The organism is Pseudomonas sp. NPDC087690 (genome assembly GCF_044743175.1).
In the GTDB taxonomy this organism is placed as follows: Bacteria; Pseudomonadota; Gammaproteobacteria; order Pseudomonadales; family Pseudomonadaceae; genus Aquipseudomonas.
Map to the genome: position 1 here is coordinate 89,779 of NZ_JBIUVX010000002.1, position 19,856 is coordinate 109,634.

General features: G+C 60.0%; 13 protein-coding genes and 1 pseudogene. 7 read left to right on the forward strand and 7 right to left on the reverse strand.

The window, feature by feature from the left end; translation table 11 throughout:
• Positions 1 to 57: 57 nt before the first annotated feature.
• Positions 58 to 197 (reverse strand): annotated as a pseudogene (locus tag ACIPIZ_RS04530) (AraC family transcriptional regulator); the annotation flags it as partial.
• 232 nt (positions 198 to 429) lie between these two features.
• On the opposite strand from ACIPIZ_RS04530, the gene ACIPIZ_RS04535 reads away from it, so the two are divergent.
• From ACIPIZ_RS04535 to ACIPIZ_RS04560, 6 genes are all read left to right on the forward strand, one after another.
• Entirely contained in the window at positions 430 to 2,157 is a 1,728-nt protein-coding gene (locus ACIPIZ_RS04535; RefSeq protein ID WP_105708010.1) for a ShlB/FhaC/HecB family hemolysin secretion/activation protein, read from the forward strand.
• Positions 2,158 to 2,271: 114 nt separating this feature from the next.
• The gene (locus tag ACIPIZ_RS04540; RefSeq protein WP_401164298.1) at positions 2,272 to 6,738 is read left to right on the forward strand and encodes a hemagglutinin repeat-containing protein; all 4,467 of its coding nucleotides are present in this window, start codon (positions 2,272 to 2,274) and stop codon (positions 6,736 to 6,738) included.
• A 463-nt stretch (positions 6,739 to 7,201) separates the two neighbouring features.
• Positions 7,202 to 7,927 carry a hypothetical protein gene (locus ACIPIZ_RS04545; protein ID WP_401164300.1) on the forward strand — a complete coding sequence of 242 codons (726 nt, stop codon included), beginning with the start codon at positions 7,202 to 7,204 and terminating at the stop codon, positions 7,925 to 7,927.
• A 269-nt stretch (positions 7,928 to 8,196) separates the two neighbouring features.
• The gene (locus ACIPIZ_RS04550; protein ID WP_064389835.1) at positions 8,197 to 8,688 is read left to right on the forward strand and encodes a sigma-70 family RNA polymerase sigma factor; all 492 of its coding nucleotides are present in this window, start codon (positions 8,197 to 8,199) and stop codon (positions 8,686 to 8,688) included.
• An 88-nt stretch (positions 8,689 to 8,776) separates the two neighbouring features.
• The gene (locus tag ACIPIZ_RS04555; RefSeq protein ID WP_401164303.1) at positions 8,777 to 9,760 is read left to right on the forward strand and encodes a FecR family protein; all 984 of its coding nucleotides are present in this window, start codon (positions 8,777 to 8,779) and stop codon (positions 9,758 to 9,760) included.
• A 98-nt stretch (positions 9,761 to 9,858) separates the two neighbouring features.
• On the forward strand, positions 9,859 to 12,285 hold the full coding sequence (locus ACIPIZ_RS04560) for a TonB-dependent receptor (RefSeq protein ID WP_122854336.1): 2,427 nt from the start codon (positions 9,859 to 9,861) through the stop codon (positions 12,283 to 12,285).
• Positions 12,286 to 12,369: 84 nt separating this feature from the next.
• On the opposite strand, the gene ACIPIZ_RS04565 is transcribed toward ACIPIZ_RS04560, so the two are convergent.
• Positions 12,370 to 13,521, reverse strand: coding sequence for an MFS transporter (locus ACIPIZ_RS04565; protein WP_064389838.1), 1,152 nt, complete (start codon positions 13,519 to 13,521; stop codon positions 12,370 to 12,372).
• Positions 13,522 to 13,759: 238 nt separating this feature from the next.
• On the opposite strand from ACIPIZ_RS04565, the gene ACIPIZ_RS04570 reads away from it, so the two are divergent.
• The gene (locus tag ACIPIZ_RS04570; protein ID WP_122661596.1) at positions 13,760 to 14,740 is read left to right on the forward strand and encodes a diaminopimelate epimerase; all 981 of its coding nucleotides are present in this window, start codon (positions 13,760 to 13,762) and stop codon (positions 14,738 to 14,740) included.
• Between the two features lie 263 nt (positions 14,741 to 15,003).
• Here ACIPIZ_RS04570 and ACIPIZ_RS04575 read toward each other — a convergent pair whose 3' ends face one another.
• The 5 genes from ACIPIZ_RS04575 to queD all read right to left on the reverse strand — a co-directional run bounded on the left by ACIPIZ_RS04575 (position 15,004) and on the right by queD (position 19,813).
• Complete coding sequence (locus tag ACIPIZ_RS04575; RefSeq protein ID WP_150647186.1) at positions 15,004 to 15,486, reverse strand: carboxymuconolactone decarboxylase family protein; 483 nt, start codon at positions 15,484 to 15,486, stop codon at positions 15,004 to 15,006.
• Between the two features lie 116 nt (positions 15,487 to 15,602).
• Positions 15,603 to 16,838 carry a cytosine deaminase gene (codA, locus tag ACIPIZ_RS04580; protein WP_401164306.1) on the reverse strand — a complete coding sequence of 412 codons (1,236 nt, stop codon included), beginning with the start codon at positions 16,836 to 16,838 and terminating at the stop codon, positions 15,603 to 15,605.
• A gap of 15 nt (positions 16,839 to 16,853) precedes the next feature.
• Positions 16,854 to 18,125: a cytosine permease gene (codB, locus tag ACIPIZ_RS04585; protein WP_122854333.1), complete on the reverse strand. Its 1,272-nt coding sequence runs from the start codon at positions 18,123 to 18,125 to the stop codon at positions 16,854 to 16,856.
• A gap of 306 nt (positions 18,126 to 18,431) precedes the next feature.
• On the reverse strand, positions 18,432 to 19,244 hold the full coding sequence (locus ACIPIZ_RS04590) for an alpha/beta fold hydrolase (RefSeq protein WP_401164309.1): 813 nt from the start codon (positions 19,242 to 19,244) through the stop codon (positions 18,432 to 18,434).
• Positions 19,245 to 19,456: 212 nt separating this feature from the next.
• Positions 19,457 to 19,813 carry a 6-carboxytetrahydropterin synthase QueD gene (gene queD / locus ACIPIZ_RS04595; protein WP_003223505.1) on the reverse strand — a complete coding sequence of 119 codons (357 nt, stop codon included), beginning with the start codon at positions 19,811 to 19,813 and terminating at the stop codon, positions 19,457 to 19,459.
• Positions 19,814 to 19,856 lie beyond the last annotated feature (43 nt).

Consider the following 19,856-nt stretch of genomic DNA (forward strand, 5'->3'; position numbering starts at 1 on the left):
CGATCGTCAGTTGCTCACTTGAGCCAGTGGCCCGGTGTACTGCCAGTCATGGCTTTGAACGCAGATTTGTTGCGGCAGCGTGGCGCTCAGTTCGGGGATCAGTAGATGGAGCGGTAATCGACACACTGCTGCATCACCGCGCGATGGCTGACACCCGGCGCAATCCACGCCGCCCGCGACGGCGGCAGCAGACACAATTACCTGCTGATCGGCGTCGGATTGCTGCTCGCAGGCGTCGCTCAAGCCCTCGGGGAAAACCTGATAGCGGGTAGCACCGTGGTGTTGCTGCTGACGATAAAGCCAGGCAAAGCAATTGTTTAAGAAGTGTAAGCGCTGTAGGAAGCGTCTTGCATTTGTGTAGGAGGGCTCCGACTATCACGATTATTGATAGGGTGGCATTACGCCATTTGATGATCGCAAGGAAGTTGCGTGCCGTTTTCGTTTCGCGCTGTTTTTCGTCGTTGCTCCACGCGTTGCCCGCTGTTGTCGGCCTTTGTGTTGAGTGTCTGTGCCTCTTCGCTTGAAGCTGCCGAACCTGTCGCGCCGGGCCAGGAAGTGTTGCGCCAGCAACAACAGCAACAGCGCGATCTGCAACAACTGCAACTGGAACAACGCAAACGTCAACTGGAGCGCGGAGCTTTCGGGTCGGCGCCAGCGACCCCTGCGCTCGCACCAACCGTTACCCCTGATGAACGTTGCTGGCCGTTGAGCGGCACGCGCATCGGTGGCGTCACGCTGATCGACAGCGACAAACTCAATGCACGCATCCAACCGTTGCTGGCGCCGTGCATGGGCGTCAGGCAGATCAATCATCTGCTCGCGACGATCACTGCGATCTACGTGGAAAAGGGCTACATCGCCAGCCGCCCGTATCTGCTCAGCGCACCGGTGGCGGGGCAATCACTGGATATTCGTGTTGACGAAGGCTACATCGAGTCCATCGAGCTGGCCGATCAGAGTTTGCCGGTGTCCCTTGGCGGTGCGTTCCCGAACATGCTCGGCGAACCGCTGAACCTTCGCGATCTGGAGCAGGGCCTCGATCAATTGAATCGGCTGCGCTCGGTAGACCTCACCGCCGACATCGCCCCTGGCAGTGAGCCCGGCGCCTCGCGGATCATCCTGCGCTCGCGCAGCGCTGCGCCGTCACGCTGGGCCTTGAATGCCGGTATCGACAACCTCGGCAGCGCCAGCACCGGACGTGACCGCGACGCCGTCAGCCTGAGCCTGGACAGCCCGCTGGAGCTCAACGATTTATTGAGCCTCAGCGCCAGCGACACACTCAATCGGGGCGACCGCTACAGTCGCAATGCCAGCCTGTATTACGCGATTCCTTACGGTTACTGGACCTACAGCGCGTTCGCCAGCCACGCCGAATATCGCGCGCCGTTCAAGTTGCCCAGCGTGACCTTTCACAGCCGCGGCATCACCGATCAGGTCAGCCTGCGTGCGGACCGCGTGTTGTGGCGCGACCAGAGTCGCCAGCTCAGCGCCAACCTGCAATTGGCACACAAGGATGTCGACAGCTATCTGGAAAACATCCGGTTGGGCATTCAGAGTCCGACCCTGACCGTGGCCGAAGCCGGACTCAATCTGTTCTGGCTCGACCGCGCGGTGTGGAACCTCGACATCAACTACGCCCAGGGTTTGCGCTGGTTCGGTGCCGATGACGACTCCCGGCAATCGGTCAATAACCTGCCCAAGGCACAGTTTCGCAAGTACCGCGCCAGCCTCAGTCAATGGCGCAATGGTCAGTTCGGCGCGCAGGCGTGGCAGTGGCAGAGCCAGCTTAACGTGCAGTACAGCCCGGACCCGCTACCGGCCATCGAACAGTTGCTCGGCACCGACGATTCGGCAGTGCGCGGTTATCGCGTCAGCAGTGCCTCGGGTGCCAGCGGTACGATCTGGCGCAACACTCTGCGCCTGCCGCTGCGCAGCGAATGGCCAATACAGATCACCCCGCGAATGGGCCTCGACAACGGCTGGATCAAAGCCGATCACGGCGCCCACGGGCAACGCCTCAGTGGCGCCAGCCTCGGTCTGAATCTGGGCTGGAAAAACCTGCAAGTGGACGTCGATTACCAACGTGCCCTCAACACCCCCGACGGTCTGCAGCACGAGCCGCAAACCTGGCTGATGCGTGTCGGGGTGCAGATATGACCGCGACCTGAATCGATAACGCAGTGAACCAACAGCCGTCGGAACTGAGCGCGTCAGCCACGGCCAAGATCAAAAACGCGCGACGTGATGCCGTACTCACATGGAGACGTTTTTATGCCAGCACACACCTTTGCATTTCATCTTTCGCCTCGGGGCAAATTGCGCTGGGCAATCGCCAGCCTGTTCTTCGCCGTGCACCTGCCGAACGCGATCGCCGGCGGCGTCGTGGTCGCGCCGGGACCGGGCGGCACCGCGCAATTGCAAACCCAGGGCGGTGTGCCCATCGTCAACATCGTCGCGCCCAACGGTTCGGGCCTGTCGCATAACCAGTTCCTCGACTACAACGTCGACCGTCAGGGCCTTGTGCTGAACAACGCCTTGCAGGCCGGGCAATCGCAGCTGGCCGGGCAACTGGCGGCCAACCCGCAACTGCAGGGGCAAGCGGCGAGCGTGATCCTCAACGAAGTGATCAGCCGTAATCCGTCCGCGATCAACGGCGCGCAGGAGATCTTCGGCCGTGCCGCCGATTACGTGCTGGCCAACCCTAACGGCATCTCGGTCAATGGCGGCAGTTTCATCAACACGCCGAACGCCAACCTGGTGGTCGGTCGTCCGGAGCTGATCGACGGCAAACTGCAAAGCCTGAACACCCGCGACGCCAGCGGTCAGTTGCAGATTCAGGGCGGCGGCCTGCGTAACGCTGAGGGCTCGATCAACCTGATTGCCCCGCGTATCGACAGCCAGGGCGCGATCAGTGCTCGCGATAGCCTCAACCTCACGGTCGGACGCAATCAGGTCGATTACGCCAGTGGCCAAGTGAAAACCGTAGACCCGGCGGGCAACACTGCCGACGGACGCATCGACGCCAGCCTGTTCGGCGCCATGCAGGCCGGACGGATCAATATCGTCAGCACCGCCGAAGGTGCCGGCGTGCGCGTGGGTGCGGTGCAGGTCGCCGGACGCGATGGCGTGCAGATTCGTTCTGCCGGCGACCTCACGGTCAGCGGTGAAGCGCTGCCCAACAGCCTTGATGTCACCCGCGCCGGTATCCGTAGCAGTCACGGCGATGTCGGCCTGCACAGCGGCAAAGACCTGACCCTGGCCGCCACCGACGTCAGCGGCCGTGACGTGATTGCCGAGGCCAGACGCAACCTCACCCTGACCACGGTCGAAAGCCGCAAGCTCCAGGAAAAGCGTGAAAGCTGGAACAACAGCACCATCGGCATCACCTGGGAAACCTACGACCGCACCCAGACCGATAGCGAAACCCGCCAGCATGGCAGTCAGATCGTTGCCAGCCGCGACGCCAGACTGTCGTCCGGCAAAGACACCGAACTGAAAGCCGCCAAGGTCGAAGCGGCGAAAAATCTCAGTGTGCAAAGTGGCGGCGATCTGCGCCTGAGCGCCGCCACCGAAAGCCATACCCAGACCGATCAGGGCAACCATCGCAAGCATCTGTGGAAAGCCGACTGGAACAACAGCAGCGAAGAACAGCGCAATATCACCAGCCAGTTGAAGGCCGGCAATATCGCCCTGCAAACTGCCGCATTGTTGCGCTCCGAAGGCGCTGAACTGACCAGTAGCGGCGACCTGCAACTGGCCGGCAAACAAGTGGAAATCACCACTGCCACGCGGACTGATCGCAGCAGCGACACTCGCTATTCCGGCGACCTGGTCGGTGGCGGTTTCTTCGGCAAGACCGGCGATGCCGACAAGGGACAGACCCACCATCAGGGCAGCAAAATCAACGCCGCCGGCAAGCTGATCGTCAAGGCTGACGACGTGCGCATCAGCGGCAGTCAAGTGCGCGGCGGCAGCGACGCCAGTGTGATCAGCGACAAGGGTTCGCTGGTGATCGATGGCGTACAGGACACCCGCCACAGCAACAATCACGACAAAGACAGCAAGTTCTTCGGTATCAGCAAAGACGAGTCGCGGCAGAACAGCAATGACAGCACCACGGTGCGCAGCGAACTGGTGTCCGACAGCAACCTCAAACTCAAGAGCGCCAAAGACCTTGCAGTGGCAGGCTCGACGGTCAAGGCAGGCGGTGCGTTAACGGCCGACGCGGCGGGGAATGTCAATGTGCATTCCGCACAAAACACTCACGACAGCAGTGCGATCACTGAAACGCGTGGCTTTGATGCCTACGCCAAAGAGCAGACGCCAGAGCAATATCGTGCCGGCGTTCACTACGAAGCCAAACAGCAGACAGTGACCAGCACCGACGTCACTCAGCAAGCCTCCAGCCTCAGCGGTGGCAGCGTGCAGGTGAAGGCGGGCGGTGACGTCACGCTCAAAGGCGCACAGGTGAAATCCACGGCGGGTGATACCACGCTGAGTGGCAAGAACGTCTCGTTGCTGGCCGAACAGGACAGCCACAAAACCAGCTCTGACACATCCAGCACCGGCGGCGGTTTCTACTACACCGGCGGTCTTGATCGCGCGGGCAGTGGCGTCGATTTCGCCCACAGCAGCGTGCAAGACTCGACCGGCAAAAGCACGGCGCAAACCACTGACCTGCAGAGCAGCGGTGGCCTGAGCATCAATGCCGACAAACTCGCCACCGAAGGTGCACAACTGCAGGCAGGCAACGGTCTGCAGGTTGTCGCCAATGCAGTCGACAACCGCGCGGCCAGCAACAGCGACAGCAGCACCCACGCCGAGAGCAACTGGTCGGCGGACATCGGCGCCAATGTCGAGTACAAAGACATCGCCCGACCGATTGCCGGTGTGGTCAAAGAGGCCTTGAACGGCAAGGTGCCGGACAAGGATGCTTTGGCCAATCTCGGTCAGCCGAATGTCGGTATCGACGTCGCGATCGGTCATGGCAGCGCGACTAAAACCGAGCAGACCAACAACGCCGTGGTCAGCCGTTTTGATGGCGGCAACGTCGAAGTGAAAGTCGCCGGCACATTGCATGACCAAGGCAGCCAGTACAACGCCAGTGCCGGCACAGTGAACATCAGCGCCGACACACTGGTCGCCGATGCTGTCAGCAACACCCACAGCAGCACTGATAACGCCGTGGATGCCAAGGTCGATGTGCGCGTCTACACCAAGACCGGTGAAGACGTGAACGTCGCCGGCAGTGGCGCGGGTGGCAGTCGCACTTCGAGCAAAGACAGTTCCACTGCGGTGGTCGGCGGTTATGCCGGCAGTCAGGGCGTGAACATCAAAACCGCTGGCGATGCACAATTCGCCGGCAGCCGTTTCGATGGCGGAGAGGGGGGCGTGAACATCCACAGCGGTGGTGATCTGGCGCTGAACCAGGCCAATGGTCGCCAGCACAGCAGCGACAGCAACCTGCGCGGCAATGGCTCGTTGACGGTCGGAACCTTGCCGGGCACTGACGGTACCAACGTCGATCTCGGCGCCGGCTTCCAACTCGATCACAGCGGCAAGCAAACCACTGACACTCAGGCGCACGTGGCAAGCATCAGCGGCAACGGCGTGCAGTTGAGCAGCGCTGGCAATCAGGTCCAGCAAGGCACGAAAATCGACAGCAGCGGCGCCATCGATTTGCACGCCGAAGGCAAACTCGATCTGCAAGCAGCCAGCGATACCCACACCGCTTCCGGCAGCAATCTCGGCGGTGGCCTGAAGGGCGGCGGCAGCAAGAGCAGCAGCGAGAAGAGCAGTGATCAGGGCGCAAATCTGAGCGCCAACTTCAACATCGGTCGAGTCAACGAGAACGCGCAGACCCTGACCGGTGGTCAGCTCAACAGTCAGCGCGCAATCGCCTTGAGCGGCGATTCGGTGCACCTGCAAGGCACGCAAGTCAGCGCGCCAAACGTCAGCATCGACGCGCAGAAGGGCGGTTACGTGCAGGAGTCGGCGCAGTCCACCGATAACCGCAACAACTGGAACGTCGCGCTGAACGCCGGCGGCAACCTGAGCAAAAGCACGCCCACCGCTGCCGACGAAAAGGCCAGCAGCGATCACGGTTTTAATGCCGGGGCCAAGGTCGCTGTCGATTATCAGCAAGGCACCACGCAGCAGAACAGCCAGATCAAGGCTGACACAGTGCTGTTGAACAGTGCGGGTGACGCACAACTGGCGGGCGCGCGCATCGACGCGAACCATGTCAGCGGCAAGGTCGCCGGTGATCTGACCGTCGAGAGCCGTCAGGACTCGCAAACCCAGGCCAAGGTCGATGTCGATCTGGGCCTGACCGCGAAGAAAACCCCAGCCGATGACAAAGGCAAACTTGCCGGCACCGACTACAAGCCAACGCTGAAAGCGCAGGGCGAATACGCACACAAGGACAGTGTTGCGCAGGCATCCGGCATCAGCGGCAACCAAGGGGTCAACCTTGCCGTCGGCGGCGCCACGCAATTGACCGGCGCGCGGATCACCTCGTCAGAAGCCAAAGTCGATCTCGGTGCTTCGAAGGTCAGCAGCAGCGACTTGAGCAACCGTGACTACGGCGTCAAAGCCGGTCTCGACCTGCCGCATAAAACCGAAGAAAACGCACCGAAGGTCTCCCTTGAGAACGGCAATCTGAAAATCGGGCCGGTTACCCTCAGCGGTCATCTGGACAGCCAGACCCTGCAAGCGGGCATCGACGAAAAAGGCTGATCCCCAGCGCAAAACCCTGTAGGAGCGAGCCTGCTCGCGAAGGCGTCCATTCAGTCAGCGAAATACTTGACTGATGTGGCGCTTTTGCGAGCAGGCTTGCTCCTGTTCTTTTTGTGCTCGCTGCAAAACGGCAAGGGCTGTTGTTTCCCGTCATGTTCTCGTTTCGGTGGCGTAACGAAGGTGCATTCGTGTCGAAATTGAAGTAACTGAACCTGCCCAGCTCCTCGTTACGCACCTGTGGGACATTGAACTGATCCGACTCGAAATTCTTCATCGGCTTACAAAATCCGGATACGCGCCACCGCTGATCGTGCGGTGCGACTTAAAGAGATTGGTTGACATCAATTTGGCATCACGCCATCGTTCCAGGGGTATCCAGGGCCGTGAATTTGCCCCGCGGAACTCGGACCAGAGCTAATGAATTTCTCATTTGTTCGATTTGTAGATTCTAATGGAGTTGTAAATGAGGTTTAGGCGTTTTTTTGCAGTTTTCAAAAATCCGTTGGTTTGGATTGTAAACCTTTCAGCAGCCTGCTTTTCATGGAAGTACTGGGATTGTTTTTCACCAGACAATGTCGGATGGATGAGCGCCAACGTTACATTGTTTTCTATTGTGGTGCTGACATCATCTAGTTTGGTGGTCTATTTGCGCAATGATAAGTTTGTTCGTGAATTTCTTCGGGAAAATGGAACGCGACCTTTTTTTACGACAAATGAATCCTTAAAGAAGGTTTCTGATAATCCTTTGCTGAAGTATCTTTTTGAAAAAAGCAGCATGCCAAAGTTCGCTTCTGCAATTTTCTTGTCAAGTGTATGGACCTTTGCTTTCCTAGCTATTGTCTTGGCAACACCCTCTGATCTCCAGGCCTCAGCTTATCCCGCGAAGTTAATAGCTTGGGTTGGTTTAGGGATCTCAAGCATCATATGGATTTCTATTTCCGTCAGGTTGGGTAGCGCTGAAAGCATAGCGAAAAAAAAATGGTTCAGCCTATGCGAGGAGCAGCCAAAAAATTCCTATGCACCCACGGGAACTGTCAATGGTGAGGTGCTATGCAAATCTCCTGTACCAGTTGCTAACTGGGGCGGTAAGAAATACTACGTTTGTCAAATATCAGCTTTAAATGGGCCGAAGATGCCAACTAACGGCAAAGTTAGGGATGCAATACAATGGACTTATATTGAGTCTTGATACTTCTGTGAGAACTTCAATTACTGGCTCTTCAGTATGAGTCTTTGATTGATGACTTCGGTTCATAGGGAGATTGGCAAGGACGTTCGCCCACAGCGTCAAATTTTCTCCCTCTCGATCCGAGGCTGCCTGGATGGCACGACCACCCATGCAGGGTTTGCAGGCCCTGCGTGGGTGCTGTGCTATAGCATGTCAAAGAAGGAATTGCCGGGCTTAATAGGAAGCATTACTATTCACGCCCCTTTCCTCAGCACACCACCCATACCCCCATGCGTCCCCGCAGACCCGGCTTTTTCGAGCATTACGAAGAGTTGATCGGCACCTGGACTCGTCGCCTGCGCAATCGCGCGCAGGCCGAGGATCTGGCGCACGACACCTTTGTGCGGGTGCTCGAGTCGGATTCGGCGGCGGTGCAGCAACCACGGGCGTATTTGCACCAGACCGCGCGCAATATCGCCGTCGATGGTTATCGGCGTGAGGATCGGCGCGGCGCCATGGAGTCGGAGGCGCTCGATCACAGTGCGTCCTCCTCCGGCGACCCGGAGCATTACATGCATGCGATCCAGCTGGCCGATTCCATCGAGCGCGCGCTTTGCGAGTTGCCGGTCAATTGCCGGAAGATTTTTGTCTGGCAGAAGATCGAAGGCCTGACCCAGGCGGAAATTGCCGAACGCCTGGGCCTGTCCAAGAACATGGTCGAAAAGTATATGATCCGCACCCTGCGGCATCTGCGTGATCGACTGGACGGGTTGCAGTCGTGATGGGGTGTGCCGTTGAAAAGATCGCAGCCTTCGGCAGCTCCTGCAGGGGGCTGTGTGTGTTTATATTCCCGGCCGGACAGGACATTCCATGATGGAGACTCGTGATTGCGCGTGCGGGCAAACAACGGTGCGTGATGACGCGGCGCGCTGGTTTGTGCGTTTGCAGGAGCCGACCGTTGATGTCGACGAGCAGGAGCGCTTTGACGCCTGGCTCAATGAACATCCGCAACACCGTGACGAGTTTCAGTTGTTGCAGGGGCTGTGGACGGCCGCTGATTTGCTGCCGGCGCCACGCCTGAAAGCGCTGGTCGAGGCGCCGCCGAGTCGCCGCGAACGCCACCCATTGATGCGTTATGCCGTGGCCGCCAGTGTGCTGGCGGTAGCGCTCGGGCTCGGCTTGTTCAGCGGATTGAATCACCCGCAGGGGTACAGCGCCGAGTTCACCACGGCGTTGGGCGAGCGCAAGCATGTGGCGCTGCCGGACGGTTCGCTGATCGATATGAACAGTCGCAGCCGCTTGCAGGTGCGCTATGACAACGATCACCGGGTGATCGAACTGAGCGAAGGCGAGGCGATGTTCAGCGTCGAGCATGACACGTCGCGACCGTTTGTGGTCGAGGCTGGCAGCGGCAAAGTCACCGTTACCGGCACACGTTTCGATGTTCGTCGCGACGTCACGCAAACCCGCGTGGCAGTCGAGCAGGGCACGGTGAAAGTGCAGGGGCGCAATGCTCCGGACAACCAATTCATCAGCCTGACCGCCGGCCTCGGCAGCTTTATCGATGCGCAAGGCAACGTCGCGGCAGCTTATGCGGTCAACCCGGCAGAACTCACCGCTTGGCGCAGCGGCAAACTGGTGTTCAACAACGCCAGCCTCAGCGAAGTCGCGGCAGAAGTGTCGCGTTATCGCGAGCATCCGTTGACCGTCAGCAATCCTGCGGTCGCCAGCCTGCGCCTGACCAGCGTGTTCAAATCGGACAATACCGAGGCCTTGCTCAAAGCCCTGCCGAACATCTTGCCAGTGGCTGTTCGCACGCATGCCGATGGCAGTCAGGAAATAATTTCAAAATAAAATTCAGGTTTTTTTCGAGTTCATCGTCTTCCTGTTCAACTGCAACTGGTTTGCATTAACAGCCGCACACTCTTGCGATCCACAGGACTACGTTCGACGTGAAAAACACCACTGCCAACAACAAAAAATCCCCTTGGTTACCGCTGGCCCTCGCGCTGGCGGTCAATGCTGCGATGCCGCTGGCGTTTGCCGGTGAAGCGATTCATATCCGCGCCCAGCCGCTGGGCCAGGCCTTGAGTGAGCTGGGCCAGCAAACCTCGCTGCAAGTGTTTTTCAGTCCTGATCTGGTCGTCGGCAAACAGGCCCCGGCGGTCGAGGGCGACATCTCGCCGGAGCAGGCGCTGCGCCAGTTGCTGCAAGGCAGTGGGCTGGATTATCAGATCAACGAAGGTTCGGTGACCTTGTCGCCCGCGGCAACTTCCGCCGCCAGCAATGGCCCGCTGGAGCTGGGTGTGACCGACATCAAGGTGGTTGGTGACTGGCTCGGTGATGCCAACGCCGCTGTGGTGCAGAATCACCCTGGCGCGCGTACGGTGATTCGCCGCGAAGCGATGGTCGAGCAAGGCGCAATGAACGTCAGCGACGTGCTCAAGCGTGTGCCGGGCGTGCAGGTGCAGGACTCCAACGGCACTGGCGGCAGTGATATTTCCCTCAACGTCGGCGTGCGCGGTCTGACGTCGCGTCTGTCGCCACGCTCCACCGTGCTGATCGACGGAGTACCTGCCGCGTTCGCACCGTATGGCCAACCGCAATTGTCGATGGCGCCGATCTCCTCGGGCAACCTCGACAGCATCGACGTCGTGCGCGGCGCCGGTTCCGTGCGTTATGGGCCGCAAAACGTCGGTGGCGTGATCAACTTCGTGACCCGTGCGATTCCGGAAAAAGCCACCGGTGAAATCGGCACCACTCTGGAGACCACGCAGTACGGTGGCTGGAAACACATCGACAGCGCGTTCCTCGGCGGCACTGCGGACAACGGCATGGGTGTGGCGTTGTTGTACTCGGGCGTCAACGGCAACGGTTACCGCGAGCGCAACAACGGCAACGACATCGACGACGTGCTGCTCAAGACCCACTGGGCGCCAACCGATCAGGACGATTTCAGCCTCAACTTCCACTACTACGACGCCAGCGCTGACATGCCCGGCGGCCTGACGCAAAAGCAGTACGACGATAAACCCTACGATTCGGTGCGTGACTACGACCAGTTCAGCGGTCGACGCAAGGACGTGTCGTTCAAATGGATCCGGCAGATCGACGAGCGCACTCAGGCGGAGATTCTGACGTACTACACCGACAGTTTTCGCGGCAGCACCATCGCTGCGCGCGATCAGAAAACCCTCAGTTCCTATCCGCGTTCGTACTACACGCTGGGCATCGAGCCACGGGTGTCGCGCGTCTTCGATGTCGGCCCGACCACGCAGGAAGTCAGCGTCGGTTATCGCTACCTGAAAGAGGCGATGCACGAGCAGTCGAGTCGTCTGGCGCTGGTCAACAACCAGCCGGTGGTGACGCCGACGTCCGACGGTCACGTATTTCAGGATCGCACCGGCGGCACCGAGGCCAACTCGGTCTACGTCGACAACAAAATCGATGTCGGCAACTGGACGATCACGCCGGGCATTCGCTTCGAACACATCAGCACCGACTGGCACGATCGCGCCGTGCTCGACACCGCCGGCAAACGCGTGCCGGAGAAAAACCGCAGTATCGAAAGCAACGAACCGCTGCCGGCACTGAGCGTGATGTATCACCTGTCGGACGCATGGAAACTGTTTGCCAACTATGAAACCTCGTTTGGCAGCCTGCAGTATTTCCAGCTGGGTCAGGGCGGATCGGGGGACAACACTGCCAACGGCCTGGAGCCGGAAAAGGCCAAGACCTACGAAATCGGCACGCGCTACAACGATGACGTGTGGGGCGGTGAAGTGACGCTGTTCTACATCGACTTCGATGACGAACTGCAATACATCAGCAACGACGTCGGCTGGACCAACCTCGGCGCGACCAAACACCAGGGCATCGAAGCCTCGGTGCATTACGACATGGCTGCGCTCGATCCGCGTCTTGACGGTCTGACCGCCAATGCCGGTCTGACTTACACCCGTGCGACTTATGAAGGCGAGATTGCGGGCTTCAAGGGCCGTGATCTGCCGTTCTATTCGCGCCAGGTGGCAACCGTCGGTTTGCGTTACGACATCGACCGCTGGACCTACAACCTCGACGGTTTCGCCCAGTCGAAACAGCGTTCGCCCGGCACGGGAGTGAATGCCGATGGCAGCTTCAATGGCAACTACATCACCGAGGGTACGGCGGATGGGCAGTACGGCGACATTCCGGGTTACGTGACCTGGAACGTACGCGGGGGTTATGACTTCGGGCCGCAGGTGTCGAACCTGAAGCTCGGCGCCGGGGTGAAGAATATCTTCGACAAGCAGTACTTCACCCGCTCCAGCGACAACAACTCGGGGATGTATGTCGGCGCGCCGCGCACGTTCTTTGTGCAGGCCAGCGTCGGTTTTTGATAAAGCGCGGCGTCTTCTTCGCGAGCAGGCTCGCTCCCACATGGATCACTGAAACCTGTGGGAGCGAGCCTGCTCGCGAAGCTTTTAGACTTTAAGGACTTTACCGCCGATGGCTACTGCAACTAGCAGCACCGCCATCAAACCAAAGGCAAAACTCAAACTGCTGGCATGGGCGACAAAGCCGATCACCGCCGGCCCCGCCAGAATCCCCGCATAGCCCAGCGTAGTAATGGCCGGCACCGCGATGCTCTCTGGCATTACCGTCTGCTTGCCCACCGCCGTGTACAGCACCGGCACGATGTTCGAGCAGCCAGCGCCGACCAGCGCATAACCGACCAACGCCGCTTCCCAGCTCGGTGCAAACGTCGCCAGAAACAAACCGGCCGCCGCCAACAGACCACCAAACAAGATGATCCGCGTTGCCCCGACAATCCGCACAATCCGGTCACCCATCAAACGTCCGGCCGTCATGGTCAATGCAAACGCCGCATAACCCAATCCCGCGTACGCCGTGTCGATCCCGCGTTCCTGCGCCAGAAACACCGCGCTCCAGTCCAGCGCCGCGCCTTCGGTCAGAAAGACGATAAAGCACATCCCGCCGATAAACAGCACGATGCCGTGGGGAATGGCGAATGCCGGTCCGGAGCTTTCACTGCCGTAAGGCAGCATGTGCGGCACGCACTTGAACAGCGCGGCGATCAGCACCACAACCACCACCAGCATCGCCGCAAGCGGCGTCAAACCCAGGCCGAGCAGGGCGCTGACGCCCGCCGCGCCGACAATCCCGCCGAGGCTGAACAAGCCGTGAAAGCCCGACATCATGTTCTTGCCGCTGGCGCGCTCGACGATCACCGCTTGCAGGTTCACCGTCGAGTCCACCGTGCCCAGGCCTGCGCCGAACATGAACAGCGTGGCGATCAATGCCGGTATCGACGACACCGTGGCCAGTAACGGCAGCGCTGCGCAGATGAGCAGGGTGCCGCCAGTTGCAACGCGTCGACAGCCGAAGCGCGTAGCCAGAATCCCCGCCAAGGGCATGGCCAGAATCGAACCGACACCGAGGCATAACAGCAACAAGCCCAACGTGCCCTCATCAAGCCCGGCGCGGGCCTTGGCATACGGCACCAGCGGCGCCCACGCGGCAATGCCGAGCCCGGCGATGAAAAAGGCGATGCGCGTGGACATCTGTTGCAGGCGTCCGGGGACGAAGGTGGCTTGGGCGTTGAGGCTGGTCATATCGATCCTTGGCAAAAAACTTCGCGTCCCCGAAGGACAGTGATTCGGCGACGAGGTTCGATCGCTCGTCATTCGAGGAAGCACAGACAACATCGTACCCTGTAGGAGTGAGCCTGCTCGCGATAGCGTAGTGTCAGTCGATATATTTTTGTCTGACACACCGCTATCGCGAGCAGGCTCACTCCTACATTAGATGGCGGTTTACAGTGAGTTTCTTCTGCAACAGGGATAAAGGGTGATGACACAGTTCTACGATGCACGGGGCAATATCTACGGCGTGGTTTCGCCCGCAGCACTGCGTCAGGCGGGCATTGATCTGCCTGCAAAAGCTGCCGAATGTGCGTCCTCCCGTCGGTCCTGGAGCGCAGCGGCCATCAAGCTCTGCTGCGACTGGCCCGAGGGCCAGCGCCCAGCCAACAGCAAATCCCACCGCAGCGACGGCCTGCTGATCGGCCCGTTCCAGAACTCACCGCCGTTCGATGTACTGATCGTCAACACCGACGGCACCCTTGCCGAGCGCAGTGGCAACGGTCTGACGATTTTCTCTCAGGCACTGAGCGAACAGGGATTGCTGCCGGAAGCGGGCGCGTTGTTGCGCGTTCATCACGACAAAGGTGAGGCGGTGGCAACCTCGGTGAAACCTGCCGAAGTTGAAGGTGTGCAAGGTTTCTGGCTCGATCTCGGGCAAGCGGATTTCGGGCCGCGTGCGGTGGGTGCGCAGAACGTTGAAAGTGTCGATTTCAGTGGACGAGAAGTCAGCAGGGTTCAGCCGTTGGCGGCACTTGATCCCGGCTGGGAACACAGCCAGTTTGTGCGCATCGGCAATCCGCATTGCGTGACACTGCTTGGTGACGGTGCGGCGTTGCCGAGCAATGATCAGATGCGTGAATCACCGCTGAACGAAGGTCTGACGCAAATCGCCTACGCCATGCCGACCGGCGCTGGCGAACCATGTCCGGCGGGCGTCAATCTGCAATGGGCGGTTCGTGAGTCTGCGCAGCGAATCATCGCGCGCGTCTTCGAACGTGGCGAGGGGCCGACCGCATCATCAGGCACCAGCGCCAGTGCGGTAGCGTCTGCGGCATGGCGGCTGGGTTGGGTCGAAGCAGGAGAAGTGCAGGTGGTCATGCCCGGTGGCACGGCACCGATTCTGCTGGAAGAAATTGATGGCGAGCGGGTGCGTGTCAGGTTATTTGGTACGGCGCGGTTGATCGGCTGAATTCGAAACCGCCATCGCTGGCAAGCCAGGCTCCCACAGGGTTTTGTGCTGAACACAAAAACTCGGTATGCCAATAATCCACTGTAGGAGTGAGCCTGCTCGCGATAGCGGGCTACCCTTCAAATCATATGCTGCCTGACTCACCGCAATCGCGAGCAGGCTCACTCCTGCAAGGGTTCATAGGTGGACACGAATCATGTGTTCCCCCCAAAACCCTGTGGAAGCCTGGCTTGCCAGCGATGGGGGCCCGCAAATTCACCTCGTCAGTGAGCCTTGAACAACGTCACCGCCCCCACCTGATCACCCTGCACCGTCAACCGCAGCAATGCTCGCGGCGTCGGTGCAGGCGGTGATGCCAGCCCGGCCTCGTCGAACAGCCGATTGAGTTGTTCCGCCGCACTCACCGCCCGAGGAAACCCCGCGAATGCCGGGGCTTGCAACAGCACTTCGGTCATTTCACCGGGCGCCAATCCCGAAGCCAGTCCTGTCTTGAGGTGCACACTCAATGGCGGGCCGACCATGCCTGACGCAATGATTGCGGCGAACGAAACCGCTTCCCTCAAGCGCGGGTCGAGGCCGGGCCGGGCGTGCAAATGCCCGTAGACCACGCCAACCGCCAATTCACCCAGCGCGGGCACGGTGTGAAACAGTGCATCGAGGCGAGCGCCGCCATCGGGTACAAGTTCGGTAAAGGTCTGTCGGCCTTCGTGGTACAGCGAGGCCATGGGCGAGGGTTGGTTGTTCATGGGGTAATCCTCAAGAAAATGAGGATGGCGGCTGATCAACTACGCACGAACTTCAGCCTGAAGGAGCATCCATCGCAGGGGGTTGCCGGCGTCATTGCGACGCCGGTTTCTTCACCTTAGACGAACTCCACCACCGGCATCTGCCGTTTCATCAGCACTTTGCCTGCGCGAATCGAATACAGCGGCAAGCCCTGACTACGGATCACCTCGTAATCGCTGTCCGCCGACAGAATCAGCAAGTTCGCCGGGCGCCCCTGTTCCAGCCCGTAACGTTCGCCCAGATGCATGGCTTTGGCGCTGTTGTCGGTGACCAGATCCAGCGCACTTTGCAGATTGCGATAACCGAGCATGTGACAGATGTGCAGCCCGGCCTCGAGCACGCGCAGAATGTTGCCGTTGCCCAGCGGATACCACGGATCGACGATGGAATCCTGGCCGAAACACACGTTCATCCCGGCTTCGAGCAACTCGTTCACACGGGTGACGCCACGGCGTTTCGGGAAGTTGTCGAAGCGCCCTTGCAGGTGAATGCTTTCGGTCGGGCAGGAGACAAAACTGATCCCGGAATGCCCGAGCAAGCGGAACAGTTTGGCGCAATAGGCGTTGTCGTAAGAACCCATCGCCGTGGTGTGGCTGGCGGTGACCAGCGCGCCCATGTCGCGGCAGCGCGCTTCTTCGGCGAGCACTTCGAGAAAGCGTGAATGCGGATCGTCGGTCTCGTCGCAATGCACGTCGACCAGGCAACCGGTGCGCTCGGCCAGATCCATCAAAAACTTCACCGAACTGACGCCCTGATCGCGGGTGTACTCAAAATGCGGAATGCCGCCAACCACGTCCGCGCCCATACGAATCGATTCTTCCATCAGCTCGCGGCCATTGCGGAACGACTCGATGCCTTCCTGCGGGAACGCGACGATTTGCAGGTCGATCAGGTGGCGGCTTTCCTCACGCACCTCGAGCATGGCTTTCAGTGCGGTGAGTTGCGGATCAGTGACGTCGACGTGGGTGCGCACGTGCTGAATGCCGTGCGCTGCCAAGGTCTGAATGGTTTTCCTGGCGCGGGTCTTGGTGTCTTCTTCGGTGATGGTGACCTTGCGCTCGCCCCAGCATTCGATGCCTTCGAACAGCGTGCCGCTCATGTTCCAGCGCGGCTCGCCAGCGGTGAGGGTGGCGTCGAGGTGAATGTGCGGCTCGACGAAGGGCGGCACCACCAGATTGCCGCCGGCGTCGAGGTCTTCCGGGCCCAGCGTCGGCGCTTCGGTCTGCCGGGCGATGCTGCGGATCAGGCCGTCTTCAAGGTGCAATTGGTGCAAACCTTCCTGGTTGCGCAGTCGGGCGTTGATGATGTGCATCAGGCGAATCCTTTTTTATAAGTCTTGTAGTGGCGCGGCCGCGCTACGAGCGCCGAGCACGCCGGTGACGATGACATACGTTAGCGCGGCAGCAGCGATCCCTACCAGCGGCGCGACCCACGGCGAGTTGAATGCGGCAACGGTACCGACCGCGTAGGCCCCGAGCCCCGGCCAGTTGAACGCCGGCAACCGTGCGTCGGCCAAACGCGGATAGTGCCCGCGCCAGCGGTAGAAAAAGTCCGCCATGATCACCCCGCCAATCGGCGGAATCACCGTGCCGAGCAGAATCAGATACGGCACCAGCATGTCGTACATGCCCAGCAAGGCGAGCAGGGTGCCGATCACTGCGCCGGCGAGGGTCACGGTCTTGCGCCGGCCAGTGCGCAGCAGGTTGCAACCGGCGACGGCGAAGTTGTAGATGGTGTTGTCCTGGGTGCTCCAGATGTTCAGCAGCAACATGGCCATCGCGGCCATGGCGAAACCTTGCAACAGCAGCACTTCAACCACGTCCGGTTGTTGATAGACGATGGCGCCGTAGGCGCCGATCAGCACCATCAGGCCATTGCCGATGAAAAAACCGATCAGGCTGGCCAGCACCGCGACTTTTGCCGAGCGCGAAAAACGTGTCCAGTTGGTTGCTTGCGTGGCGCCGCTGACGAAGGTGCCGAACACCAGGGTGATCGCGGTTGACCAGTCCAGCGAACCGCTTGGCACGACGCTGAGCAAACCCTCGAAACCACCGACTTTCACCGTCGCCACCCACATCGACAGCATCAGCAGCAACATCATCGCCGGCACCGCGATGTACGAAAGAATCTCCAGCCCGCGATAACCGACGTACGCGGTGGCACAGAACACCAGACCGAACAGCACCATCAAGCCGAGTACCGTACCTTCGTTAAGATCGAAATATTTGCCAAGCACCACTGCGGCGGTCGCGGTGCCCCAGGCGTACCAACCGATCTGGGTGAATCCGAGAATCAGGTCGCTGAGTTTGCTGCCGACTTCGCCGAAGCAGAAGCGCCCCATCAGGACCGAGTTGAGGCCGCTCTTGAAGGCGATGTAGCCGAGGCCTGCCGCGTAAAGACCCAGCAGCAGGTTGCCGACGATGATCACCGCCATCATCTCGGCGAAACCAAACGCCACGCCGAGCTTGCCGCCGGCAAACATGGTCGCGGTGAAAAACGTGAAGCCCAGTAACACCATCGCCGTGGAGGCCAGGCCTTTGCGCGCATGCATGGGGACTTCGCTGAGGGGGTAATCGTTGCCGGGAGCGTGCTGCGTCATGGGGCGGTCCTTGCTGGAATAGAGGAGACGCGGGGGAGGGTTGCAGTGGTCGTGCCAAATGCCGGATGGCGCGGGTTATGTATAGACGAGACACGCCAGTCGGCGCGAAAACAGTGCACCTGAACACACTAAAGCCCAATGTAGGAGCTGCCGAAGGCTGCGATCTTTTAGATCGTTCCCACGCTCTGCGTGGGAATGCAGCCCGGGACGCTCCGCGTCCCACTCCAAAGCCGGACGCGGAGCGTCCGTTGAGGCATTCCCACGCAGAGCGTGGGAACGATCGGTGTCAGGGGCATTTGGGGCCTGTCAGAGGAAGCGCATCAGGGCGGCAACGATGGCTTCGGGGGCATCTTCCTGAACGAGGTGGCCGGCGTTGGCGATGGCGTGGAATTGCGAGCCGGGGATCATTTGGTGCAATGCGCGGCCACGCTCGATGGGAATCCACTGGTCTTCTTCGCCCCAGAGAATCTGCACCGGGCAGCGAATCGTCGGGTACAAACTTTCGGCCTCACGGGTATAGCGCTCGTCCATTTGCGCAATCTGCCGATAGAACGCCGCTTGCCCCGGATCACCGAGCCACGGCCGCACGTAGGACGCGAGTTCGTCATCAGGAATATCCCGGTGGATCGCCCCGCGAATATAAGTCGGCACGATGGCGCGCTGGATGTAATCGGGCAGGCCGCTGAACGCCGCTTCATGCTGACGCACATGCTGCACGAACGGTGAACCCCACGGCGACAATGCCACCGGATCGATCAGCGTCAGGCTGCGGTAATCCTTGTTGTTGAGCAGATGCGCACGCAGCACGGTGGCACCGCCGAAGTCGTGGGCGACGACGTCGGGGTTTTGAATATTCCAGTGGTCGAGCAACTGCGCCAACAGTTGGTTTTGCACGCCGAGGGAGACATCGGCGTCGGGTTGCTCGGAGCGTCCATAGCCCAGCAGGTCGAAGTAATGCACGCGATGCGTGGCGAAAAAGTGCGGCGCGATCCGATGCCACACGTATGACGAAAACGGCGTGCCATGCACGAACACCAGCGGCGGGCCGTCGCCGCGTATGGCGTAGCGTATCTGTTGGCCGTTGAAGTCAAAGACCTGATCCAGCAGCCAGTCTGTCATGGGCCTGTCCTCTTGGCGGGTGGGAGCCAAAAAGCATAGGCGTAAAAAAACAGCCGTGAAGGCTGTTCTCTGGCAAAACACCAATCCCTTGTAGGAGTGAGCCTGCTCCGGGCGGCGTTCCGACGATAGCGGTGTATCAGTCGACATCCATGTTGAATGTCAATCCGCTATCGCGAGCAGGCTCACTCCTACAAGAGGCAATTCGCGTGGCGTTATTCACCGCGATAGATGCAACCGCTGGTGCACGTTTCGTGAATACGGATCGCGCTCAGTTCCGGCAGCAAGGGCTTCATTTCATTCCAGATGAATTTGGCCAGCACTTCACTGGTCGGGTTTTCCAGACCAGGAATGTCGTTCAGGTAGTTGTGATCCAGACGCTCGTACAGCGGCTTGAAGATCGCCTTGATTTCCGAGAAGTCACGGATCCAGCCCGTGTGCGGATCGAGGTCGCCGCTGAGGTGAATCGCCACTTTGAACGAGTGACCGTGCAGACGTCCGCACTTGTGGCCGTCCGGGACGTGCGGCAGGCGGTGGGCGGATTCGAAGGTAAACTCTTTGAAGATTTCCACGGTAATTTCGGCTCTGTTCAGATGGCGTTCGCCGCAGCGATTC

What these genes read in the sequence shown, in the direction of transcription:
- codA (WP_401164306.1), bottom strand. Translation starts at nt 16,838, where the DNA reads ATGCACATCATCAACGCCCGACTGCGCAACCAGGAAGGTTTGCACCAA.
- ACIPIZ_RS04575 (WP_150647186.1), bottom strand. Translation starts at nt 15,486, where the DNA reads ATGAACAACCAACCCTCGCCCATGGCCTCGCTGTACCACGAAGGCCGA.
- ACIPIZ_RS04565 (WP_064389838.1), bottom strand. Translation starts at nt 13,521, where the DNA reads ATGACCAGCCTCAACGCCCAAGCCACCTTCGTCCCCGGACGCCTGCAA.
- codB (WP_122854333.1), bottom strand. Translation starts at nt 18,125, where the DNA reads ATGACGCAGCACGCTCCCGGCAACGATTACCCCCTCAGCGAAGTCCCC.
- ACIPIZ_RS04570 (WP_122661596.1), top strand. Translation starts at nt 13,760, where the DNA reads ATGACACAGTTCTACGATGCACGGGGCAATATCTACGGCGTGGTTTCG.
- ACIPIZ_RS04550 (WP_064389835.1), top strand. Translation starts at nt 8,197, where the DNA reads ATGCGTCCCCGCAGACCCGGCTTTTTCGAGCATTACGAAGAGTTGATC.
- ACIPIZ_RS04590 (WP_401164309.1), bottom strand. Translation starts at nt 19,244, where the DNA reads ATGACAGACTGGCTGCTGGATCAGGTCTTTGACTTCAACGGCCAACAG.
- ACIPIZ_RS04555 (WP_401164303.1), top strand. Translation starts at nt 8,777, where the DNA reads ATGATGGAGACTCGTGATTGCGCGTGCGGGCAAACAACGGTGCGTGAT.
- ACIPIZ_RS04540 (WP_401164298.1), top strand. Translation starts at nt 2,272, where the DNA reads ATGCCAGCACACACCTTTGCATTTCATCTTTCGCCTCGGGGCAAATTG.
- ACIPIZ_RS04545 (WP_401164300.1), top strand. Translation starts at nt 7,202, where the DNA reads ATGAGGTTTAGGCGTTTTTTTGCAGTTTTCAAAAATCCGTTGGTTTGG.